Raw genomic sequence first — 15,323 nt, 5'->3', positions numbered from 1 at the left:
CGAGGAGACGACCAGCTGCTTGATGTTGAGGATCAGGTCGGTGACGTCCTCCTTGACGCCCGGCACGGTGGTGAACTCGTGCAGGACACCGTCGATGCGGATGCTGGTGACAGCAGCGCCGGGGATCGACGACAGGAGCGTACGGCGGAGGGAGTTGCCGAGGGTGTAGCCGAAGCCCGGCTCCAGCGGCTCGATCACGAACCGGGAGCGGAACTCGTCGACGACCTCTTCGGTCAACGAGGGTCGCTGAGCGATCAGCATGTATGGATCAGATCCTTCATTCGTGGACGCCCGCTATTTGACGTCCGACGGAAACCGCGCCCGTGAAAAAGCGCGGGTACTGCAAGGGTACGGGCGGTACGACCGAAAGGAGCCGTACCGCCCGAACCCTGAGCCAGACGAAGGTCGTGCGTCAGACGCGGCGGCGCTTCGGCGGACGGCAGCCGTTGTGCGGGGTCGGGGTGACGTCCTGGATGGAGCCGACCTCGAGGCCCGTGGCCTGCAGGGAGCGGATCGCGGTCTCACGACCGGAGCCCGGGCCCTTGACGAACACGTCGACCTTGCGCATGCCGTGCTCCTGGGCGCGGCGGGCGGCCGACTCGGCAGCCATCTGCGCGGCGAACGGCGTGGACTTCCGGGAGCCCTTGAAGCCGACGTGGCCGGCGGAGGCCCAGGAGATCACGTTGCCGGACGGGTCCGTGATCGAGACGATCGTGTTGTTGAACGTGCTCTTGATGTGCGCGTGGCCGTGAGCGACGTTCTTCTTTTCCTTGCGGCGCACCTTCTTGGCAGCGCCCTGACGTCCCTTGGGGGGCATCTACTAACTCCTACGGGAGGTGGTCGGTCCTACAGCGAAGACCGTGGACAGGTGTCCGCTGCGGACTACTTCTTGCCCGGCTTCTTCTTGCCGGCGATGGCGCGACGCGGGCCCTTGCGGGTACGGGCGTTGGTGCTGGTGCGCTGACCGCGGACGGGCAGACCGCGACGGTGACGCAGACCCTGGTAGCAGCCGATCTCGACCTTGCGGCGGATGTCGGCCTGGATCTCGCGACGGAGGTCACCCTCGGTCTTGATGTTGTTGTCGACGTACTCGCGGATCGCGACCAGCTGCTCTTCGGTCAGGTCACGAACGCGGGTGTTCGGGTCGACGCCGGTCGCAGCCAGCGTCTCCTTCGAGAGGGTCCGGCCGATGCCGAACACGTAGGTGAGGGCGACCTCCACGCGCTTTTCGCGCGGGATGTCAACACCGGAAACGCGTGCCATTCAATGGCTCCTGGTGATCTTCGGAGGTCTTCCGCAGAACCGGATCCCGGCCGCCGTACGAGGTACGAACCGGGTCCCCGGCCTCCGAACCGGGGGTGTCAAACCGCTTGCGACGGCTTGGGTCCTGCGTATGAACATATTCAGCTCGCGTCGCGCGAATCTCTGCGATAGCGGTGCAGAGGGTGTGGTCGTGCGTCAGCCCTGGCGCTGCTTGTGGCGCGGGTTCTCGCAGATGACCATGACCCGCCCGTGACGGCGGATCACCCTGCACTTGTCGCAGATCTTCTTGACGCTCGGCTTGACCTTCATTGGATTGAGGTTCTCCGGGTCAGTGCCACCACCCCGCGGGGAGCGGGATGCGGGCAAGATCTACTTGTACCGGTAGACGATCCGGCCACGCGTCAGGTCGTAAGGAGACAACTCCACCACGACCCGGTCGTCAGGGAGGATGCGGATGTAGTGCATACGCATCTTGCCGCTGATGTGTGCCAGGACCTGGTGGCCGTTCTGGAGCTCGACCTTGAACATCGCGTTCGGAAGAGACTCGACGACAGTGCCCTCGATCTCGATGGCACCTTGCTTCTTGGCCACGCTTCGCCCTTCGAATCGACTACCTTGATCGGCTCACGAGGGGCATGCGGACATGCGGGTACACGAGAGCCGACGAGTCAGTCTACGTCGGCGCACCCGGAAACGCGAATCGAGGAAGTCTGCCCCATCAGGGTGATCGCTAAGCGAGCGGGTGTTCTTCAGGCGAGTTCTCTCGGCGAGTTCGCTAGGCGAGCGGGTCGGGCGCGGCCGTGATGCCGTACTCCGCCAGCTTGGCCCGGCCCCCGTCGGGAGCCGTCAGCACCAGCGGGCCCTGCTCGGTGAGGGCGACCGAGTGCTCCCAGTGCGAGGACCAGGTGCCGTCGGTCGTGATGACGGTCCAGTCGTCGGAGAGGACCTCCGTGCGCGGGGTGCCGAGGGAGACCATCGGCTCGATCGCGAGGCAGAAGCCGGGCACCAGCTTGGGGCCCTTGCCGCGGCGGCGGTCGACGTAGTTCAGCAGATGCGGGTCCATGTGCATCTCGGTGCCGATGCCGTGACCGCCGTAGTCCTCGATGATCCCGTACTTGCCGCCGCCCGGCTTCGGCTGGCGGCGGATGTACGTCTCGACGGCGCGGGAGATGTCGACCAGGCGGTTGCCCTGCTTCATGGCCGCGATGCCGGCCCACATCGACTCCTCGGTCACCCGGGAGAGCTCGATCAGCTCCGGGGCGTGACCGGAGCCCACGAAGGCCGTGTAGGCGGCGTCGCCGTGCCAGCCGTCGACGATCGCGCCGCAGTCGATGGAGATGATGTCGCCGTCCTTGAGGACGACGGTGTCCGAGGGGATGCCGTGGACGACGACGTCGTTCACGGACGTGCAGATGGTCGCCGGGAAACCGCCGTAGCCGAGGAAGTTCGACTTCGCGCCGTGCTCGGCGAGGACCTTGCGGGCGACCTCGTCCAGGTCCTTGGTGGAGGCGCCGGGCACCGCGGCCTCGCGGGTGGCCGCGTGGATGGCGGCGACGACCAGACCCGCCGCACGCATCTTCGCGATCTGCTCGGGCGTCTTGATCTGCACCATGGGGGGCCTGCGCTCTCCGTCACTCATCGGCTGGGACATCTGTACAACAGTACGGCCGCGGCACCCGGGGAGGGCACCGCGGCCGGAGGGGCCGGACTGCTACTGCTCGGCCTTCTCACGCTTGAGGGCCTCCAGCGCCCGCTGCGTGATCTCGTCCACGGGGCCCAGGGAGGAGATCGTCACGACCAGGCCCTGCGCCTTGTAGTAGTCGATGATCGGCTCGGTCTGCGTGTGGTAGACCTCGAGCCGCTTGCGGACGGTGTCCTCGGAGTCGTCGTCGCGCTGGTACAGCTCACCGCCGCAGACGTCGCACACGCCCTCCTTCTTCGGCGGGCTGTACGTCACGTGGAAGACGTGCGAGGACTCGTTGCGGCAGACGCGCCGGCCGGCGATCCGCTTGACGACCTCGGCCTCCGGGACCTCCAGGTCCAGGACGGCGTCCAGCTTGATGCCCTCGGTGTCCAGGAGCTGGTCCAGTGCCTCGGCCTGCGAGACGTTGCGCGGGAAGCCGTCCAGCAGGAAGCCCTTCTCGGCGTCCGGCTGCTCCATGCGGTCCTTGGCCATGGCGATGGTGACCTCGTCCGGGACGAGGTTGCCGGCGTCCATGTAGGACTTCGCGAGCTTGCCCAGCTCGGTCTGCTGGCTGATGTTGGCCCGGAACAGGTCGCCCGTCGAGATGTGCGGGATGGCCAGCTTCTCGGCGAGACGGACGGCTTGCGTTCCCTTACCGGCACCCGGCGGCCCGACGAGGACGATACGCATCAGCGGAGGAACCCTTCGTAATTGCGCTGCTGGAGCTGGCTCTCGATCTGCTTCACCGTCTCGAGGCCGACACCCACGATGATGAGGATGCTGGTCCCACCGAACGGGAAGTTCTGGCTTGCCCCGAAGCCCACCAACGCCATTGTCGGTACGAGAGCGATCAGACCCAGATACAGCGAACCCGGCCAGGTGATCCGGTTGAGCACGTAGCTGAGGTACTCAGCGGTCGGTCGGCCAGCCCGGATGCCCGGGATGAAGCCACCATACTTCTTCATGTTGTCGGCGACTTCCTCGGGGTTGAAGGAGATCGCCACGTAGAAGAACGCGAAGAAAACGATGAGCAAGAAGTACAGAGTGATGTAGGTGGGGCTGTCACCCTGCTTGGTCAGGTTCTGCTCGATCCACGTCTTCCAGCCCGACTTCCCTCCTGCGAACTGCGCGACCAGCGCCGGGATGTAGAGCAGCGAGGAGGCGAAGATGACGGGAATCACACCCGCCTGGTTCACCTTGAGCGGGATGTACGTGGACGTACCGCCGTAGGAGCGGCGGCCGATCATGCGCTTCGCGTACTGCACCGGGATACGGCGCTGGGCCTGCTCGACGAAGACGACGAGCGCGACCATGACGAGGCCGACCAGGATGACGGTGCCGAACTCGATCCAGCCGCCGGCCAGGGTGCCCTGCTTCTTGATGGCCCACAGCGCGGACGGGAACGTGGCGGCGATCGAGATGAACATCAGGATCGACATGCCGTTGCCGATGCCGCGGTCGGTGATCAGCTCACCGAGCCACATCACGACGGCCGTACCGGCGGTCATGCAGACGACCATCGTGATCGTCGTGAAGATCCCCTGGTTCGGGACGATGGTCGTGGCGACCGAGCAGCCGTTGAACAGCCGGCCGCTGCGGGCGGTGGCGACCAGGCCGGTGCCCTGCAGGATGGCGAGGGCCACCGTCAGGTAACGGGTGTACTGCGTGATCTTCGCCGTACCGGCCTGGCCCTCCTTCTTCAGGGCTTCCAGGCGCGGGATGACCACGGTCAGCAGCTGAAGGATGATGCTGGCCGTGATGTACGGCATGATGCCGAGCGCGAAGACCGTGATCTGCAGCAGCGCACCGCCGCTGAACATGTTGATCATGCCGAAGAGCCCCTGGTTGCCAGAGGCCTCCTTTACGCACTGCTGGACAGACGCGTAGTTCACGCCGGGGATCGGAACGTGGGTACCGACGCGGTAGACCACGATGATGCCCAGCGTGAAGAGCAGCTTCTTGCGCAGGTCGGGCGTCTTGAACGCCCGGGCGAACGCGGTGAGCACGGTGCCTCCTGCGACCCCCGCGCAACTGCGTCAAGGGTGACGGTCTTGAGGTTCGACGGATACAGACGAATTACTAACGGTCAACTGCCGCTCAGGGTGCCCCATGGGAAGCATCCATTGAAAGTAGGCAGTGCTGGCCACCTTACCTGCGAGAGCACCGCCCTAGGAACGACCGACCGGGGATACCCCTTTTGTGGGGTATCCCCGGTCGGGATCGTTCATGTCATCGAGGGACCTGAGGGGCTCAGACCAGCTCGGTGACCGTACCGCCGGCGGCGGTGATCTTCTCCTTGGCGGAGCCGGAGACGGCGTCGACCGTCACCTGCAGCGCCACGGAGATCTCGCCCTGGCCGAGGACCTTGACGAGGCTGTTCTTGCGAACGGCACCCTTGGCCACCAGACCCTCGACGGTGACCTCGCCACCCTCGGGGTACAGCGCGGCCAGCTTGTCGAGGTTCACGACCTGGTACTCGGTCTTGAACGGGTTCTTGAAGCCCTTCAGCTTCGGGAGGCGCATGTGCAGCGGCATCTGGCCACCCTCGAAGCGCTCCGGAACCTGGTAGCGGGCCTTGGTGCCCTTGGTACCACGACCGGCCGTCTTACCCTTCGACGCCTCACCACGACCGACACGGGTCTTGGCGGTCTTGGCGCCGGGGGCCGGACGGAGGTTGTGGATCTTCAGCGGGTTCTGCTCCGCCATGATCAGTCGACCTCCTCGACCGTCACGAGGTGGCGGACGGTGTGCACCATGCCGCGGAACTCGGGGCGGTCCTCCTTGACGACCACGGTGTTGATCCCCTTGAGACCAAGCGACCGAAGGGTGTCACGGTGGTTCTGCTTGCTGCCGATGTAGGACTTGACCTGCGTGATCTTAAGCTGCGCCATGATTACGCACCCGCCCCGGCACGCGCACGCAGCAGAGCCGCGGGAGCGACGTCCTCGAGCGGCAGACCACGGCGGGCCGCGATCTCCTCGGGACGCTGCAGACCCTTCAGGGCCTCCACGGTCGCGTGCACGATGTTGATCGCGTTGTCGGAGCCGAGCGACTTCGACAGCACGTCGTGGATACCGGCGCACTCGAGCACGGCACGCACCGGACCACCGGCGATAACACCGGTACCCGGGGACGCGGGCTTGAGCAGCACGACGCCGGCAGCCTTCTCACCCTGGATCGGGTGCGGGATGGTGCCCTGGATCCGGGGGACCTTGAAGAAGTGCTTCTTGGCCTCCTCAACGCCCTTGGCGATGGCGGCCGGCACCTCCTTGGCCTTGCCGTATCCGACACCCACGGTGCCGTCACCGTCGCCCACCACGACCAGCGCGGTGAAGCTGAAGCGACGACCACCCTTCACAACCTTGGCGACGCGGTTGATCGCGACGACGCGCTCAACGTACGCGGTCTTCTCGGCGGCAGCAGCGCCGCCGTCACGGCCCTTCCGGTCCCGCCGCTCGCCGCCACCGGCACCGCTTCCGCGGCGCTGGGGTCCAGCCATTGGATTACCTCTCTCTTTCCGCTAGCTACAAGCGGCTCAGAACTTGAGCCCGGCCTCGCGGGCGGCGTCCGCCAGGGCGGCGATGCGCCCGGCGTACTGGTTGCCACCACGGTCGAACACGACGGCCTCGACACCGGCGGCCTTGGCACGCTCGGCGACCAGGGCACCGACCTGCTTGGCCTGCGCGGACTTGTCGGCCTCGCCACCACGGATCGACGCGTCCAGCGTGGACGCCGACGCCAGGGTGTGGCCCTTCAGGTCGTCGATCACCTGCGCCACGATGTGGCGGTTGGAGCGGGTCACGACCAGACGGGGGCGCTCCGCCGTACCGGAGATCCGCTTGCGGATCCGGATGTGACGGCGCTTGATCGCGGCGCGCTTGTAGGCGTCGCCCTTGAGGATCTTCTGCCCGTATGCCATGGCTTACTTACCCGCCTTTCCGACCTTGCGGCGGATGACTTCGCCCTCGTACTTGACGCCCTTGGCCTTGTACGGGTCGGGCTTGCGCAGCTTGCGGATGTTGGCCGCAACCTCGCCGACCTTCTGCTTGTCGATGCCCTCGACCGAGAACTTGGTCGGGGACTCCACCTTGAAGGAGATGCCCTCCGGGGCCTCGACCAGGATCGGGTGGCTGTAACCGAGAGCGAACTCCAGGTTCGAACCCTTGGCGGTCACTCGGTAACCGACACCGCTGATCTCGAGCTTCTTCACGTAACCCTGGGTCACGCCGGTGATCATGTTCGCCACCAGCGTGCGGGAGAGGCCGTGCAGGGCCTTGCTCTGACGCTCGTCGTTCGGGCGGGTCACCTGCAGGGTGCCGTCCTCGCCCTTAGCGATGTCGATCGGAGCCGAGACGGTGTGGGTCAGCGAGCCCTTGGGGCCCTTGACCGAGACCGTACGGCCGTCGATGGTGACGTCCACGCCGGCGGGAACCGCGATGGGGAGCTTGCCGATGCGCGACATAGCTGTTTCCTCCGTTCCCTTCTGCTACCAGACGTAGGCGAGGACTTCCCCACCCACGCCCTTCTTGCCGGCCTGCTTGTCGGTGAGGAGCCCGTGCGACGTGGAGATGATCGCCACGCCGAGGCCGCCGAGCACCTTCGGCAGGTTGGTGGACTTCGCGTACACCCGGAGACCGGGCTTGGAGATCCGCTTGATGCCCGCGATGGAGCGCTCACGGTTGGGGCCGAACTTCAGCTCCAGGACGAGGTTCTTGCCGACCTCGGCGTCCTCGACCTTCCAGCCCGTGATGAAGCCCTCCTGCTGGAGGATCTCCGCGATGTGCGACTTGATCTTGGAGTGCGGCATCGACACCGAGTCGTGGTACGCCGAGTTCGCGTTCCGCAGACGCGTCAGCATGTCTGCGATCGGATCAGTCATGGTCATGAATTGGCCTTCGGCCTCTCTCGCCGGGGTTTCCTGGTGCGCCATCCCTCTCCCCGATCCGAGACGGGACGGGTGCGGCGCGGTGGACCTACGGCGTAGTAAGTCGTACGGGCGACTGTCAGGCGCCCAACCCTCCAAGCCTAAGCCATGAAGGGGTGGGCGCCTGACACGCCCATTGCTTACCGAGAGCTTCAGGAATCCCTAAAAGCGGGGATTACCAGGAGCTCTTGGTCACGCCCGGCAGCTCGCCACGGTGAGCCATCTCACGAAGGCACACGCGGCAGAGGCCGAACTTGCGGTACACGGAGTGCGGACGGCCGCAGCGCTGGCAGCGGGTGTAGCCACGCACACCGAACTTGGGCTTGCGAGCAGCCTTGGCAATCAGAGCCTTCTTCGCCATCTCGCTCACGCCTCCTTGAACGGGAAGCCGAGGTGACGAAGGAGCGCGCGGCCCTCAGCGTCGTTGGTCGCCGTGGTGACCACGGTGATGTCCATGCCCCGGGTACGGTCGATCTTGTCCTGGTCGATCTCGTGGAACATGACCTGCTCCGTGAGACCGAAGGTGTAGTTGCCACGGCCGTCGAACTGCTTGGGGGACAGGCCGCGGAAGTCGCGGATGCGCGGCAGCGCGAGCGACAGGGTGCGGTCCAGGAACTCCCACATGCGGTCGCCACGGAGCGTGACGTGGGCACCGATCGGCTGGCCCTCACGCAGCTTGAACTGCGCGATGGACTTGCGGGCCTTGGTGACGGCCGGCTTCTGACCGGTGATCGTGGTGAGGTCGCGGATGGCGCCCTCGATCAGCTTGGAGTCGCGGGCGGCGTCGCCCACACCCATGTTGACCACGATCTTCACGAGGCCGGGAACCTGCATGACGTTCTCGTACTTGAACTCGTCACGCAGCTTGCCCGCGATCTCCTCGCGGTACTTCTGCTTCAGACGCGGAGTGGTGGTGGTAGCCATCAGATGTCCTCACCCGTCCGCTTGGCAACGCGGATCTTGTTGCCTTCGTCGTCGAAGCGGTAGCCGACACGCGTGACAACCTTCTGACCGTCCTTCTCCACGACCAGCTGAACGTTGGACACGTGGATCGGGGCCTCGGTGGTCACGATGCCGCCGGCCTGGGAACCGCGAGCGGTCGGACCGGCCTTGGTGTGCTTCTTGACCCGGTTGACACCCTCGACCAGGACACGGTCCTCGCGGGGGTAGGCCGCGATGACCTTGCCCTGCTTGCCCTTGTCCTTACCGGTGATGACCTGGACCAGGTCGCCCTTCTTGATCTTCATGCTTACAGCACCTCCGGCGCGAGCGAGATGATCTTCATGAACTTCTTCTCGCGCAGCTCACGGCCGACCGGGCCGAAGATGCGGGTGCCGCGAGGGTCGCCGTCGTTCTTCAGAATGACGGCGGCGTTCTCGTCGAAGCGGATGTACGAGCCGTCCGGACGGCGGCGCTCCTTGACGGTGCGAACGATGACCGCCTTGACGACGTCACCCTTCTTCACGTTGCCACCGGGGATCGCGTCCTTGACGGTGGCGACGATGACGTCACCGATGCCCGCGTAGCGGCGACCGGAGCCACCGAGCACACGGATGCAAAGGATCTCCTTCGCACCAGTGTTGTCGGCGACACGCAGTCGCGACTCCTGCTGGATCACGTCTATCTCCTGAATGTCTGCCGGTTCCCCGGGGGCCGCTCAACCGAGCGGGCCCCCGGAGCCTGGCGGAACTGTCCTGCGAGGGGCGCCCCGCAGGAGAATTACTTGGCCTTCTCGAGGATCTCGACGACGCGCCAGCGCTTCGTCGCGGACAGCGGCCGGGTCTCCATGAGGAGGACGCGGTCGCCGACACCCGCGGCGTTCTGCTCGTCGTGCGCCTTGAGCTTGTTGGTACGGCGGATGACCTTGCCGTACAGCGCGTGCTTGACGCGGTCCTCGACGGCGACGACGACGGTCTTGTCCATCTTGTCGCTGACGACGAGACCCTCACGGGTCTTGCGGAAGCCGCGGGCCTCTGCGTTCTCAGTCACGTTCTTCTCGCTCATCAGGCGTTCTCCACCGTTTCGATGCCCAGCTCACGCTCGCGCATCAGGGTGTAGATCCGCGCGATGTCCTTGCGGACCGCCTTCAGACGGCCGTGGTTCTCGAGCTGGCCCGTCGCCGCCTGGAAGCGGAGGTTGAACAGCTCTTCCTTGGCCTCGCGGAGCTTCGCCAGAAGCTCCTCGTTGCCCAGCTCGCGCAGCTCGGACGCCTTGGTACCGGCCGACATCACGCTTCACCTGCCTCGCGCTTGACGATCCGGCACTTCATCGGCAGCTTGTGAGCCGCACGAGTGAGGGCCTCACGCGCAATCTTCTCGTTCGGGTAGGACAGCTCGAACATGACCCGGCCCGGGTGCACGTTCGCGATCCACCACTCCGGCGAACCCTTACCGGAACCCATGCGGGTCTCGGCCGGCTTCTTCGTGAGCGGGCGGTCCGGGTAGATGTTGATCCAGACCTTGCCGCCACGCTTGATGTGGCGGGTCATCGCGATACGAGCCGCCTCGATCTGGCGGTTGGTCACGTACGCCGGCGTGAGGGCCTGGATGCCGTACTCGCCGAACGCGACCGTCGTACCGCCCTTGGCCTCACCGCGACGCTTCGGGTGGTGCTGCTTGCGGTGCTTGACCCTACGGGGGATCAGCATGTCGGTCAGGCCTCCGTTCCGGTGCTCTCAGCCGGAGCGGCGGGGGCCTCGGCCTTGGGGGCCTCGGCGCCGGCAGCCTGCTGCGGCTTGCGACCGCGCCGCTCGCCACCGCGGCCACCACGGGCCGGGCGGTCGGCACCACCGCGGGCCGGGCGGTTACCCGCACGGGCGGCAGCGTTCTCGGCGCGGACCTCGGCGATGTTCTTGACGTCGCCCTTGTAGATCCAGACCTTCACACCGATGCGGCCGAAGGTCGTCTTGGCCTCGAAGAAGCCGTAGTCCACGTTCGCGCGGAGCGTGTGCAGGGGCACGCGGCCCTCGCGGTAGAACTCCGAGCGGGACATCTCGGCGCCGCCGAGGCGGCCGCCGCACTGGATCTTGATGCCCTTGGCACCGGCCTTCATGGCGGACTGCATGCTCTTGCGCATGGCCCGACGGAAGGAGACGCGGGAGGAGAGCTGCTCGGCAACGGCCTGGGCAACCAGCTGGGCATCGGTCTCGGGGTTCTTGACCTCGAGGATGTTCAGCTGGACCTGCTTGCCCGTGAGCTTCTCGAGGTCGCCGCGGATGCGGTCGGCCTCGGCGCCACGGCGGCCGATGACGATGCCCGGACGAGCGGTGTGGATGTCCACACGCACGCGGTCACGGGTGCGCTCGATCTCCACCTTCGAGATACCGGCGCGCTCCATGCCGGACGTCATCATCCGACGGATGGCGACGTCTTCCTTGACGTAGTCCTTGTACAGCTTGTCGGCGTACCAACGCGACTTGAAGTCGGTCGTGACACCGAGCCGGAACCCATGCGGGTTTACCTTCTGGCCCATTACCGGGTTCCTTCCTTGCTGCTGACGACCACGGTGATGTGGCTGGTCCGCTTGCGGATCCGGTAGGCACGGCCCTGGGCACGCGGACGGAACCGCTTCAGGGTCGGACCCTCGTCGACGTACGCCTCGGAGATGTAGAGGCTGTCGGCGTCGGTGTGGTCGTAGTTGTGCGCGGCGTTGGCGATGGCGCTGTCGAGCACCTTGCCGACCGGCACGGAGGCTGCCTGCGGAGCGAATCGCAGAACAGCCTGGGCCTCCGTGGCGTCCATGCCACGGATGAGGTCCACCACGCGGCGGGCCTTCATGGGCGTGACGCGGATGTACCGCGCCTGGGCCCTGGCTTCCATGGTTGTCCCTTCAGTTACTTACGTGTCTGAATGCGATCCGCTACTAGCGGCGCTTCGACTTCCGGTCTTCCTTGACGTGACCCCGGAAGGTGCGCGTCGGCGAGAACTCGCCGAGCTTGTGGCCGACCATCGACTCGGTGACGAACACCGGGATGTGGGTCTTGCCGTTGTGCACCGCGAGCGTGTGGCCCAGCATGGCCGGGACGATCATCGAGCGGCGGGACCAGGTCTTGATGACGTTCTTGGTGCCGGCTTCGTTCTGGGCGTCCACCTTCTTGATCAGGTGGTCGTCGACGAAGGGCCCCTTCTTCAGGCTACGAGGCATCTCAACCCGTCCTTAGCGCTTCTTGTTCGTCTTGCGGCGGCGGACGATGTACTTGTTCGACGCCTTCTTGGGCGAACGAGTACGGCCTTCCTTCTTGCCCCACGGGGACACAGGGTGGCGACCACCGGAGGTCCGGCCCTCACCACCACCGTGCGGGTGGTCAACCGGGTTCATCACGACACCACGGACGGTCGGGCGGACGCCCAGCCACCGCTTACGGCCGGCCTTACCCCAGTTGATGTTGCTCTGCTCGGCGTTGCCGACCTCACCGATGGTGGCGCGGCAGCGGACGTCGACCAGGCGGACCTCGCCGGACGGCATGCGCAGGTGGGCGTAGGAGCCCTCCTTCGCGAGCAGCTGCACGGAGGCACCGGCGGAACGGGCGAACTTGGCACCGCCACCGGGACGGAGCTCGATCGCGTGGATCGTGGTACCGACCGGGATGTTGCGGAGGGCCAGGTTGTTGCCCGGCTTGATGTCGGCCCCGGGACCGTTCTCGACGCGGTCACCCTGCTGCAGGTTGCGCGGGGCGAGGATGTAGCGCTTCTCGCCGTCGGCGTAGTGCAGCAGCGCGATGCGCGCGGTGCGGTTGGGGTCGTACTCGATGTGCGCGACCTTCGCCGGCACGCCGTCCTTGTCGTGACGACGGAAGTCGATCACGCGGTAGGCGCGCTTGTGTCCGCCACCCTGGTGGCGAACGGTCACACGACCGGCGTTGTTACGGCCGCCCTTGCTGTGCAGGGGGCGGACCAGCGACTTCTCCGGCGTGGACCGCGTGACCTCGACGAAGTCGGCGACGCTGGCGCCACGACGGCCCGGCGTAGTCGGCTTGTACTTGCGGATTCCCATTTCTCAGTCCTCGTCCGATATCGGACGATCCGACCCGCTTACGCGGTCGGACCGCCGAAGATGTCGATACGGTCGCCCTCGGCGAGGGTCACGATCGCGCGCTTGCTGCCGGCACGCTGACCGAAACCGGTCTTCGTGCGCTTGCGCTTGCCCTGGCGGTTGATCGTGTTGACCCCGGTGACCTTGACGTCGAAGACCGCCTGGACGGCCTGCTTGATCTGGGTCTTGTTGGCGTTCGGGTCGACGATGAACGTGTACTTGTTCTCGTCGAGGAGCGCGTAGCTCTTCTCGGAGACGACCGGCTTCAGCAGGACGTCACGGGGGTCCGTGTACGACTTGCTCAGCGGGGTCTCGACGGTGTTCTTGCCCTCGGCGGCGTGACGACGCGCCTTGGCGACGCGCGCGGCCTTGGCGGCCTTGGCGGCCTTCGAGGCGATGCTCGGGTGACGGATGGCCATCAGACCTCGCTCCCTTCGGTGTCGTTGGCCTTCGGGCCGGCGACGAAGGACTCGAAAGCGGCCTGGGTGAAGACCACGTCGTCCGAGACGAGAACGTCGTACGTGTTCAGCTGGCCCGGCTCCAGGATGTGGACCTGGGGCAGGTTGCGGGCGGACAGCCACGCGGCCTCGTCGGCGCGGTCGACGACCAGGAGCAGGTTCTTGCGCTCCGAGATCTTGCCGAACAGCGACTTGGCGGCCTTGGTGCTGGGGGTCTCGCCCTCGACCACGCCGGAGACGACGTGGATGCGGTTGTGACGCGCCCGGTCGGTGAGGGCACCGCGCAGGGCGGCGGCCTTCATCTTCTTCGGGGTGCGCTGCGAGTAGTCGCGCGGCACGGGACCGTGCACGACGCCACCACCGGCGAACTGCGGCGCGCGGGTCGAACCCTGGCGGGCGCGACCGGTGCCCTTCTGGCGGTACGGCTTCTTGCCGCCACCACGGACTTCACCGCGGGTCTTGGTCTTGTGCGTGCCCTGGCGGGCAGCGGCCAGCTGCGCGACGACGACCTGGTGGATCAGCGGAACGCTGACCTTGGCGTCGAAGATCTCCGCGGGGAGCTCGACGGAACCGGCCTTCTCGCCAGCCGGCGAAAGGATGTCAACAGTGCTCATCGGTTACCTCAGGCCCCCTTGGCCGCGGTGCGGACCAGGACGAGGCCGCCGTTCGGACCGGGAACCGCGCCCTTGATGAGCAGCAGACCCTTCTCCGCGTCAACGGCGTGGACGGTCAGGTTCTGGGTGGTGACCCGCTCGTTGCCCATGCGACCCGCCATGCGGAGGCCCTTGAACACGCGGCCCGGGGTGGCGCAGCCACCGATGGAACCGGGCGAGCGGTGCTTGCGCTGGGTGCCGTGTCCGGCGCCGAGGCCACGGAAGTTGTGGCGCTTCATGACACCGGCGAAGCCCTTGCCCTTGCTCTTGCCGGTCACGTCGACCTTGACACCGGCCTCGAACACCTCGGCGGTGATCTCCTGGCCGAGCGTGTACTCGGAGGCGTCCGCGGTGCGGATCTCGACGAGGTGGCGGCGCGGGGTGACGTCGGCCTTGGCGAAGTGGCCCTTGAGGGGCTTGTTCACCTTGCGCGGGTCGATCTCGCCGAAGGCGATCTGGACCGACTCGTAGCCGTCGACGTCGTTCGTACGGACCTGGGTGACGACGTTGGGGCCGGCCTTGACGACGGTGACCGGAACAACGCGGTTGTTCTCGTCCCACACCTGCGTCATGCCGAGCTTCTCGCCCAGGATGCCCTTGATCTGCTTAGCCATTCTCAGCTCACCGACCCTCAGAGCTTGATCTCGATGTCGACACCGGCCGGGAGGTCGAGTCGCATCAGAGAGTCAACGGTCTTGGGGGTGGGGTCGAGAATGTCGATCAGGCGCTTGTGCGTGCGCATCTCGAAGTGCTCGCGCGAGTCCTTGTACTTGTGCGGCGACTTGATGACGCAGTACACGTTCTTCTCAGTGGGCAGCGGCACCGGGCCCGCGACCGACGCACCCGTGCGGGTCACCGTCTCGACGATCTTCTTCGCCGAGGAGTCGATGACCTCGTGGTCGTAGGCCTTGAGCCGGATGCGGATCTTCTGTCCCGCCATGGCTACTCAGTAGTCCTGTCTCTTCTCACGCTCTGGAACCCGGCGGATTCCTTCTTGCCCCTCACTCCTCCGACCCACGCGGTCGGGCGTGTCGCGCTCCCGCTGACACAGATGTCCCATCTCTCGAACATCCCTGCGGGGAATGCGACGGCCCTTCCGGAACCGCGGACCGGGGACCTCGGGCCCACCGGGCGCCTGGTCGGTGCCGCGCCCACGCTTCCCGGAAGATTCCCGTACGTCCGCCCCAGTGCTGCCCGAGGGCAGTTAGGACGACGAGTACTGTGGGACTCGCTTCCGGTCCTCCCGGCGGGAGGCGCGCAGCATCAACACTCGACCGAGCAACTCGGACAGTCTGCCATAGGGGGCGGGG

At 66.3% G+C, this 15,323-nt stretch carries 28 protein-coding genes and 1 pseudogene; all 29 read right to left on the bottom strand.

Annotated elements, in window-relative coordinates; genetic code table 11:
- Positions 1-261: pseudogene (locus ACWDEN_RS36785) on the bottom strand (DNA-directed RNA polymerase subunit alpha); the annotation flags it as partial.
- 151 nt (positions 262-412) lie between these two features.
- Positions 413-817, bottom strand: coding sequence for a 30S ribosomal protein S11 (gene rpsK, locus ACWDEN_RS36780; protein WP_003956432.1), 405 nt, complete (start codon positions 815-817; stop codon positions 413-415).
- 65 nt (positions 818-882) lie between these two features.
- Positions 883-1,263 carry a 30S ribosomal protein S13 gene (gene rpsM / locus ACWDEN_RS36775; RefSeq protein ID WP_023547369.1) on the bottom strand — a complete coding sequence of 127 codons (381 nt, stop codon included), beginning with the start codon at positions 1,261-1,263 and terminating at the stop codon, positions 883-885.
- 195 nt (positions 1,264-1,458) lie between these two features.
- Positions 1,459-1,572, bottom strand: a complete 114-nt coding sequence (gene rpmJ, locus ACWDEN_RS36770) for a 50S ribosomal protein L36 (protein ID WP_003998809.1) — start codon at positions 1,570-1,572, stop codon at positions 1,459-1,461.
- Positions 1,573-1,632: 60 nt separating this feature from the next.
- Positions 1,633-1,854 carry a translation initiation factor IF-1 gene (infA, locus tag ACWDEN_RS36765; RefSeq protein WP_003948620.1) on the bottom strand — a complete coding sequence of 74 codons (222 nt, stop codon included), beginning with the start codon at positions 1,852-1,854 and terminating at the stop codon, positions 1,633-1,635.
- Between the two features lie 184 nt (positions 1,855-2,038).
- Entirely contained in the window at positions 2,039-2,875 is an 837-nt protein-coding gene (gene map, locus ACWDEN_RS36760; protein WP_351618267.1) for a type I methionyl aminopeptidase, read from the bottom strand.
- Positions 2,876-2,974: 99 nt separating this feature from the next.
- Positions 2,975-3,637, bottom strand: coding sequence for an adenylate kinase (locus tag ACWDEN_RS36755; RefSeq protein WP_351618264.1), 663 nt, complete (start codon positions 3,635-3,637; stop codon positions 2,975-2,977).
- Positions 3,637-4,953, bottom strand: coding sequence for a preprotein translocase subunit SecY (gene secY, locus ACWDEN_RS36750; RefSeq protein WP_351618261.1), 1,317 nt, complete (start codon positions 4,951-4,953; stop codon positions 3,637-3,639). The genes ACWDEN_RS36755 and secY overlap by 1 nt, the downstream gene beginning before the upstream one ends.
- 244 nt (positions 4,954-5,197) lie before the next feature.
- Positions 5,198-5,653 carry a 50S ribosomal protein L15 gene (rplO, locus tag ACWDEN_RS36745; RefSeq protein WP_014674382.1) on the bottom strand — a complete coding sequence of 152 codons (456 nt, stop codon included), beginning with the start codon at positions 5,651-5,653 and terminating at the stop codon, positions 5,198-5,200.
- Positions 5,654-5,655: 2 nt separating this feature from the next.
- A complete protein-coding gene (gene rpmD / locus ACWDEN_RS36740) occupies positions 5,656-5,838 on the bottom strand; it encodes a 50S ribosomal protein L30 (protein ID WP_003998814.1) in 183 nt (60 codons plus the stop codon).
- 2 nt (positions 5,839-5,840) lie between these two features.
- Positions 5,841-6,446, bottom strand: a complete 606-nt coding sequence (rpsE, locus tag ACWDEN_RS36735; protein ID WP_019753099.1) for a 30S ribosomal protein S5 — start codon at positions 6,444-6,446, stop codon at positions 5,841-5,843.
- Between the two features lie 36 nt (positions 6,447-6,482).
- Positions 6,483-6,866: a 50S ribosomal protein L18 gene (rplR, locus tag ACWDEN_RS36730; RefSeq protein WP_014674380.1), complete on the bottom strand. Its 384-nt coding sequence runs from the start codon at positions 6,864-6,866 to the stop codon at positions 6,483-6,485.
- Between the two features lie 3 nt (positions 6,867-6,869).
- Positions 6,870-7,409, bottom strand: a complete 540-nt coding sequence (gene rplF / locus ACWDEN_RS36725; RefSeq protein WP_351618258.1) for a 50S ribosomal protein L6 — start codon at positions 7,407-7,409, stop codon at positions 6,870-6,872.
- Between the two features lie 24 nt (positions 7,410-7,433).
- Positions 7,434-7,832, bottom strand: coding sequence for a 30S ribosomal protein S8 (rpsH, locus tag ACWDEN_RS36720; protein ID WP_014674378.1), 399 nt, complete (start codon positions 7,830-7,832; stop codon positions 7,434-7,436).
- Positions 7,833-8,046: 214 nt separating this feature from the next.
- Positions 8,047-8,232, bottom strand: coding sequence for a type Z 30S ribosomal protein S14 (locus ACWDEN_RS36715; protein WP_003948630.1), 186 nt, complete (start codon positions 8,230-8,232; stop codon positions 8,047-8,049).
- Positions 8,233-8,237: 5 nt separating this feature from the next.
- Positions 8,238-8,795: a 50S ribosomal protein L5 gene (gene rplE, locus ACWDEN_RS36710; RefSeq protein WP_061920719.1), complete on the bottom strand. Its 558-nt coding sequence runs from the start codon at positions 8,793-8,795 to the stop codon at positions 8,238-8,240.
- Positions 8,795-9,118 carry a 50S ribosomal protein L24 gene (gene rplX / locus ACWDEN_RS36705; RefSeq protein WP_069779212.1) on the bottom strand — a complete coding sequence of 108 codons (324 nt, stop codon included), beginning with the start codon at positions 9,116-9,118 and terminating at the stop codon, positions 8,795-8,797. Before rplX ends, rplE begins: the two co-directional genes overlap by 1 nt.
- Positions 9,119-9,120: 2 nt before the next feature.
- Entirely contained in the window at positions 9,121-9,489 is a 369-nt protein-coding gene (rplN, locus tag ACWDEN_RS36700) for a 50S ribosomal protein L14 (protein ID WP_003998823.1), read from the bottom strand.
- A 101-nt stretch (positions 9,490-9,590) separates the two neighbouring features.
- The gene (gene rpsQ, locus ACWDEN_RS36695) at positions 9,591-9,875 is read right to left on the bottom strand and encodes a 30S ribosomal protein S17 (RefSeq protein ID WP_018543912.1); all 285 of its coding nucleotides are present in this window, start codon (positions 9,873-9,875) and stop codon (positions 9,591-9,593) included.
- A complete protein-coding gene (gene rpmC / locus ACWDEN_RS36690) occupies positions 9,875-10,099 on the bottom strand; it encodes a 50S ribosomal protein L29 (protein ID WP_007494763.1) in 225 nt (74 codons plus the stop codon). Before rpmC ends, rpsQ begins: the two co-directional genes overlap by 1 nt.
- Positions 10,099-10,518 carry a 50S ribosomal protein L16 gene (rplP, locus tag ACWDEN_RS36685; protein ID WP_030788270.1) on the bottom strand — a complete coding sequence of 140 codons (420 nt, stop codon included), beginning with the start codon at positions 10,516-10,518 and terminating at the stop codon, positions 10,099-10,101. The genes rpmC and rplP overlap by 1 nt, the downstream gene beginning before the upstream one ends.
- 5 nt (positions 10,519-10,523) lie before the next feature.
- A complete protein-coding gene (rpsC, locus tag ACWDEN_RS36680) occupies positions 10,524-11,342 on the bottom strand; it encodes a 30S ribosomal protein S3 (protein ID WP_055706471.1) in 819 nt (272 codons plus the stop codon).
- Entirely contained in the window at positions 11,342-11,689 is a 348-nt protein-coding gene (gene rplV / locus ACWDEN_RS36675; RefSeq protein WP_019329637.1) for a 50S ribosomal protein L22, read from the bottom strand. The genes rpsC and rplV overlap by 1 nt, the downstream gene beginning before the upstream one ends.
- Positions 11,690-11,732: 43 nt before the next feature.
- Positions 11,733-12,014, bottom strand: a complete 282-nt coding sequence (gene rpsS / locus ACWDEN_RS36670) for a 30S ribosomal protein S19 (protein WP_023547380.1) — start codon at positions 12,012-12,014, stop codon at positions 11,733-11,735.
- Between the two features lie 12 nt (positions 12,015-12,026).
- Positions 12,027-12,863, bottom strand: coding sequence for a 50S ribosomal protein L2 (gene rplB / locus ACWDEN_RS36665; RefSeq protein ID WP_201832318.1), 837 nt, complete (start codon positions 12,861-12,863; stop codon positions 12,027-12,029).
- Between the two features lie 38 nt (positions 12,864-12,901).
- Complete coding sequence (rplW, locus tag ACWDEN_RS36660) at positions 12,902-13,321, bottom strand: 50S ribosomal protein L23 (RefSeq protein ID WP_351618256.1); 420 nt, start codon at positions 13,319-13,321, stop codon at positions 12,902-12,904.
- Positions 13,321-13,974, bottom strand: a complete 654-nt coding sequence (gene rplD, locus ACWDEN_RS36655) for a 50S ribosomal protein L4 (RefSeq protein WP_103812795.1) — start codon at positions 13,972-13,974, stop codon at positions 13,321-13,323. Before rplD ends, rplW begins: the two co-directional genes overlap by 1 nt.
- 8 nt (positions 13,975-13,982) lie before the next feature.
- The gene (gene rplC / locus ACWDEN_RS36650) at positions 13,983-14,627 is read right to left on the bottom strand and encodes a 50S ribosomal protein L3 (protein WP_014674369.1); all 645 of its coding nucleotides are present in this window, start codon (positions 14,625-14,627) and stop codon (positions 13,983-13,985) included.
- Positions 14,628-14,644: 17 nt separating this feature from the next.
- Positions 14,645-14,953 (bottom strand): 30S ribosomal protein S10, encoded by a 309-nt coding sequence (gene rpsJ / locus ACWDEN_RS36645; RefSeq protein ID WP_003948644.1) that lies wholly within the window; start codon positions 14,951-14,953, stop codon positions 14,645-14,647.
- Positions 14,954-15,323: the final 370 nt, after the last annotated feature.

It is taken from the genome of Streptomyces sp. NPDC001153 (assembly GCF_053598315.1).
This window is presented reverse-complemented; position numbering and strand designations above follow the sequence as displayed.

What these genes read in the sequence shown, in the direction of transcription:
- rpsK (WP_003956432.1), bottom strand. Translation starts at nt 817, where the DNA reads ATGCCCCCCAAGGGACGTCAGGGCGCTGCCAAGAAGGTGCGCCGCAAG.
- rpsM (WP_023547369.1), bottom strand. Translation starts at nt 1,263, where the DNA reads ATGGCACGCGTTTCCGGTGTTGACATCCCGCGCGAAAAGCGCGTGGAG.
- rpmJ (WP_003998809.1), bottom strand. Translation starts at nt 1,572, where the DNA reads ATGAAGGTCAAGCCGAGCGTCAAGAAGATCTGCGACAAGTGCAGGGTG.
- map (WP_351618267.1), bottom strand. Translation starts at nt 2,875, where the DNA reads ATGGTGCAGATCAAGACGCCCGAGCAGATCGCGAAGATGCGTGCGGCG.
- ACWDEN_RS36755 (WP_351618264.1), bottom strand. Translation starts at nt 3,637, where the DNA reads ATGCGTATCGTCCTCGTCGGGCCGCCGGGTGCCGGTAAGGGAACGCAA.
- rplO (WP_014674382.1), bottom strand. Translation starts at nt 5,653, where the DNA reads ATGGCGGAGCAGAACCCGCTGAAGATCCACAACCTCCGTCCGGCCCCC.
- rpmD (WP_003998814.1), bottom strand. Translation starts at nt 5,838, where the DNA reads ATGGCGCAGCTTAAGATCACGCAGGTCAAGTCCTACATCGGCAGCAAG.
- rpsE (WP_019753099.1), bottom strand. Translation starts at nt 6,446, where the DNA reads ATGGCTGGACCCCAGCGCCGCGGAAGCGGTGCCGGTGGCGGCGAGCGG.
- rplR (WP_014674380.1), bottom strand. Translation starts at nt 6,866, where the DNA reads ATGGCATACGGGCAGAAGATCCTCAAGGGCGACGCCTACAAGCGCGCC.
- rplF (WP_351618258.1), bottom strand. Translation starts at nt 7,409, where the DNA reads ATGTCGCGCATCGGCAAGCTCCCCATCGCGGTTCCCGCCGGCGTGGAC.
- rpsH (WP_014674378.1), bottom strand. Translation starts at nt 7,832, where the DNA reads ATGACCATGACTGATCCGATCGCAGACATGCTGACGCGTCTGCGGAAC.
- ACWDEN_RS36715 (WP_003948630.1), bottom strand. Translation starts at nt 8,232, where the DNA reads ATGGCGAAGAAGGCTCTGATTGCCAAGGCTGCTCGCAAGCCCAAGTTC.
- rplE (WP_061920719.1), bottom strand. Translation starts at nt 8,795, where the DNA reads ATGGCTACCACCACCACTCCGCGTCTGAAGCAGAAGTACCGCGAGGAG.
- rplX (WP_069779212.1), bottom strand. Translation starts at nt 9,118, where the DNA reads ATGAAGATCAAGAAGGGCGACCTGGTCCAGGTCATCACCGGTAAGGAC.
- rpsQ (WP_018543912.1), bottom strand. Translation starts at nt 9,875, where the DNA reads ATGAGCGAGAAGAACGTGACTGAGAACGCAGAGGCCCGCGGCTTCCGC.
- rpmC (WP_007494763.1), bottom strand. Translation starts at nt 10,099, where the DNA reads ATGTCGGCCGGTACCAAGGCGTCCGAGCTGCGCGAGCTGGGCAACGAG.
- rplP (WP_030788270.1), bottom strand. Translation starts at nt 10,518, where the DNA reads ATGCTGATCCCCCGTAGGGTCAAGCACCGCAAGCAGCACCACCCGAAG.
- rpsC (WP_055706471.1), bottom strand. Translation starts at nt 11,342, where the DNA reads ATGGGCCAGAAGGTAAACCCGCATGGGTTCCGGCTCGGTGTCACGACC.
- rplV (WP_019329637.1), bottom strand. Translation starts at nt 11,689, where the DNA reads ATGGAAGCCAGGGCCCAGGCGCGGTACATCCGCGTCACGCCCATGAAG.
- rpsS (WP_023547380.1), bottom strand. Translation starts at nt 12,014, where the DNA reads ATGCCTCGTAGCCTGAAGAAGGGGCCCTTCGTCGACGACCACCTGATC.
- rplB (WP_201832318.1), bottom strand. Translation starts at nt 12,863, where the DNA reads ATGGGAATCCGCAAGTACAAGCCGACTACGCCGGGCCGTCGTGGCGCC.
- rplW (WP_351618256.1), bottom strand. Translation starts at nt 13,321, where the DNA reads ATGGCCATCCGTCACCCGAGCATCGCCTCGAAGGCCGCCAAGGCCGCC.
- rplD (WP_103812795.1), bottom strand. Translation starts at nt 13,974, where the DNA reads ATGAGCACTGTTGACATCCTTTCGCCGGCTGGCGAGAAGGCCGGTTCC.
- rplC (WP_014674369.1), bottom strand. Translation starts at nt 14,627, where the DNA reads ATGGCTAAGCAGATCAAGGGCATCCTGGGCGAGAAGCTCGGCATGACG.
- rpsJ (WP_003948644.1), bottom strand. Translation starts at nt 14,953, where the DNA reads ATGGCGGGACAGAAGATCCGCATCCGGCTCAAGGCCTACGACCACGAG.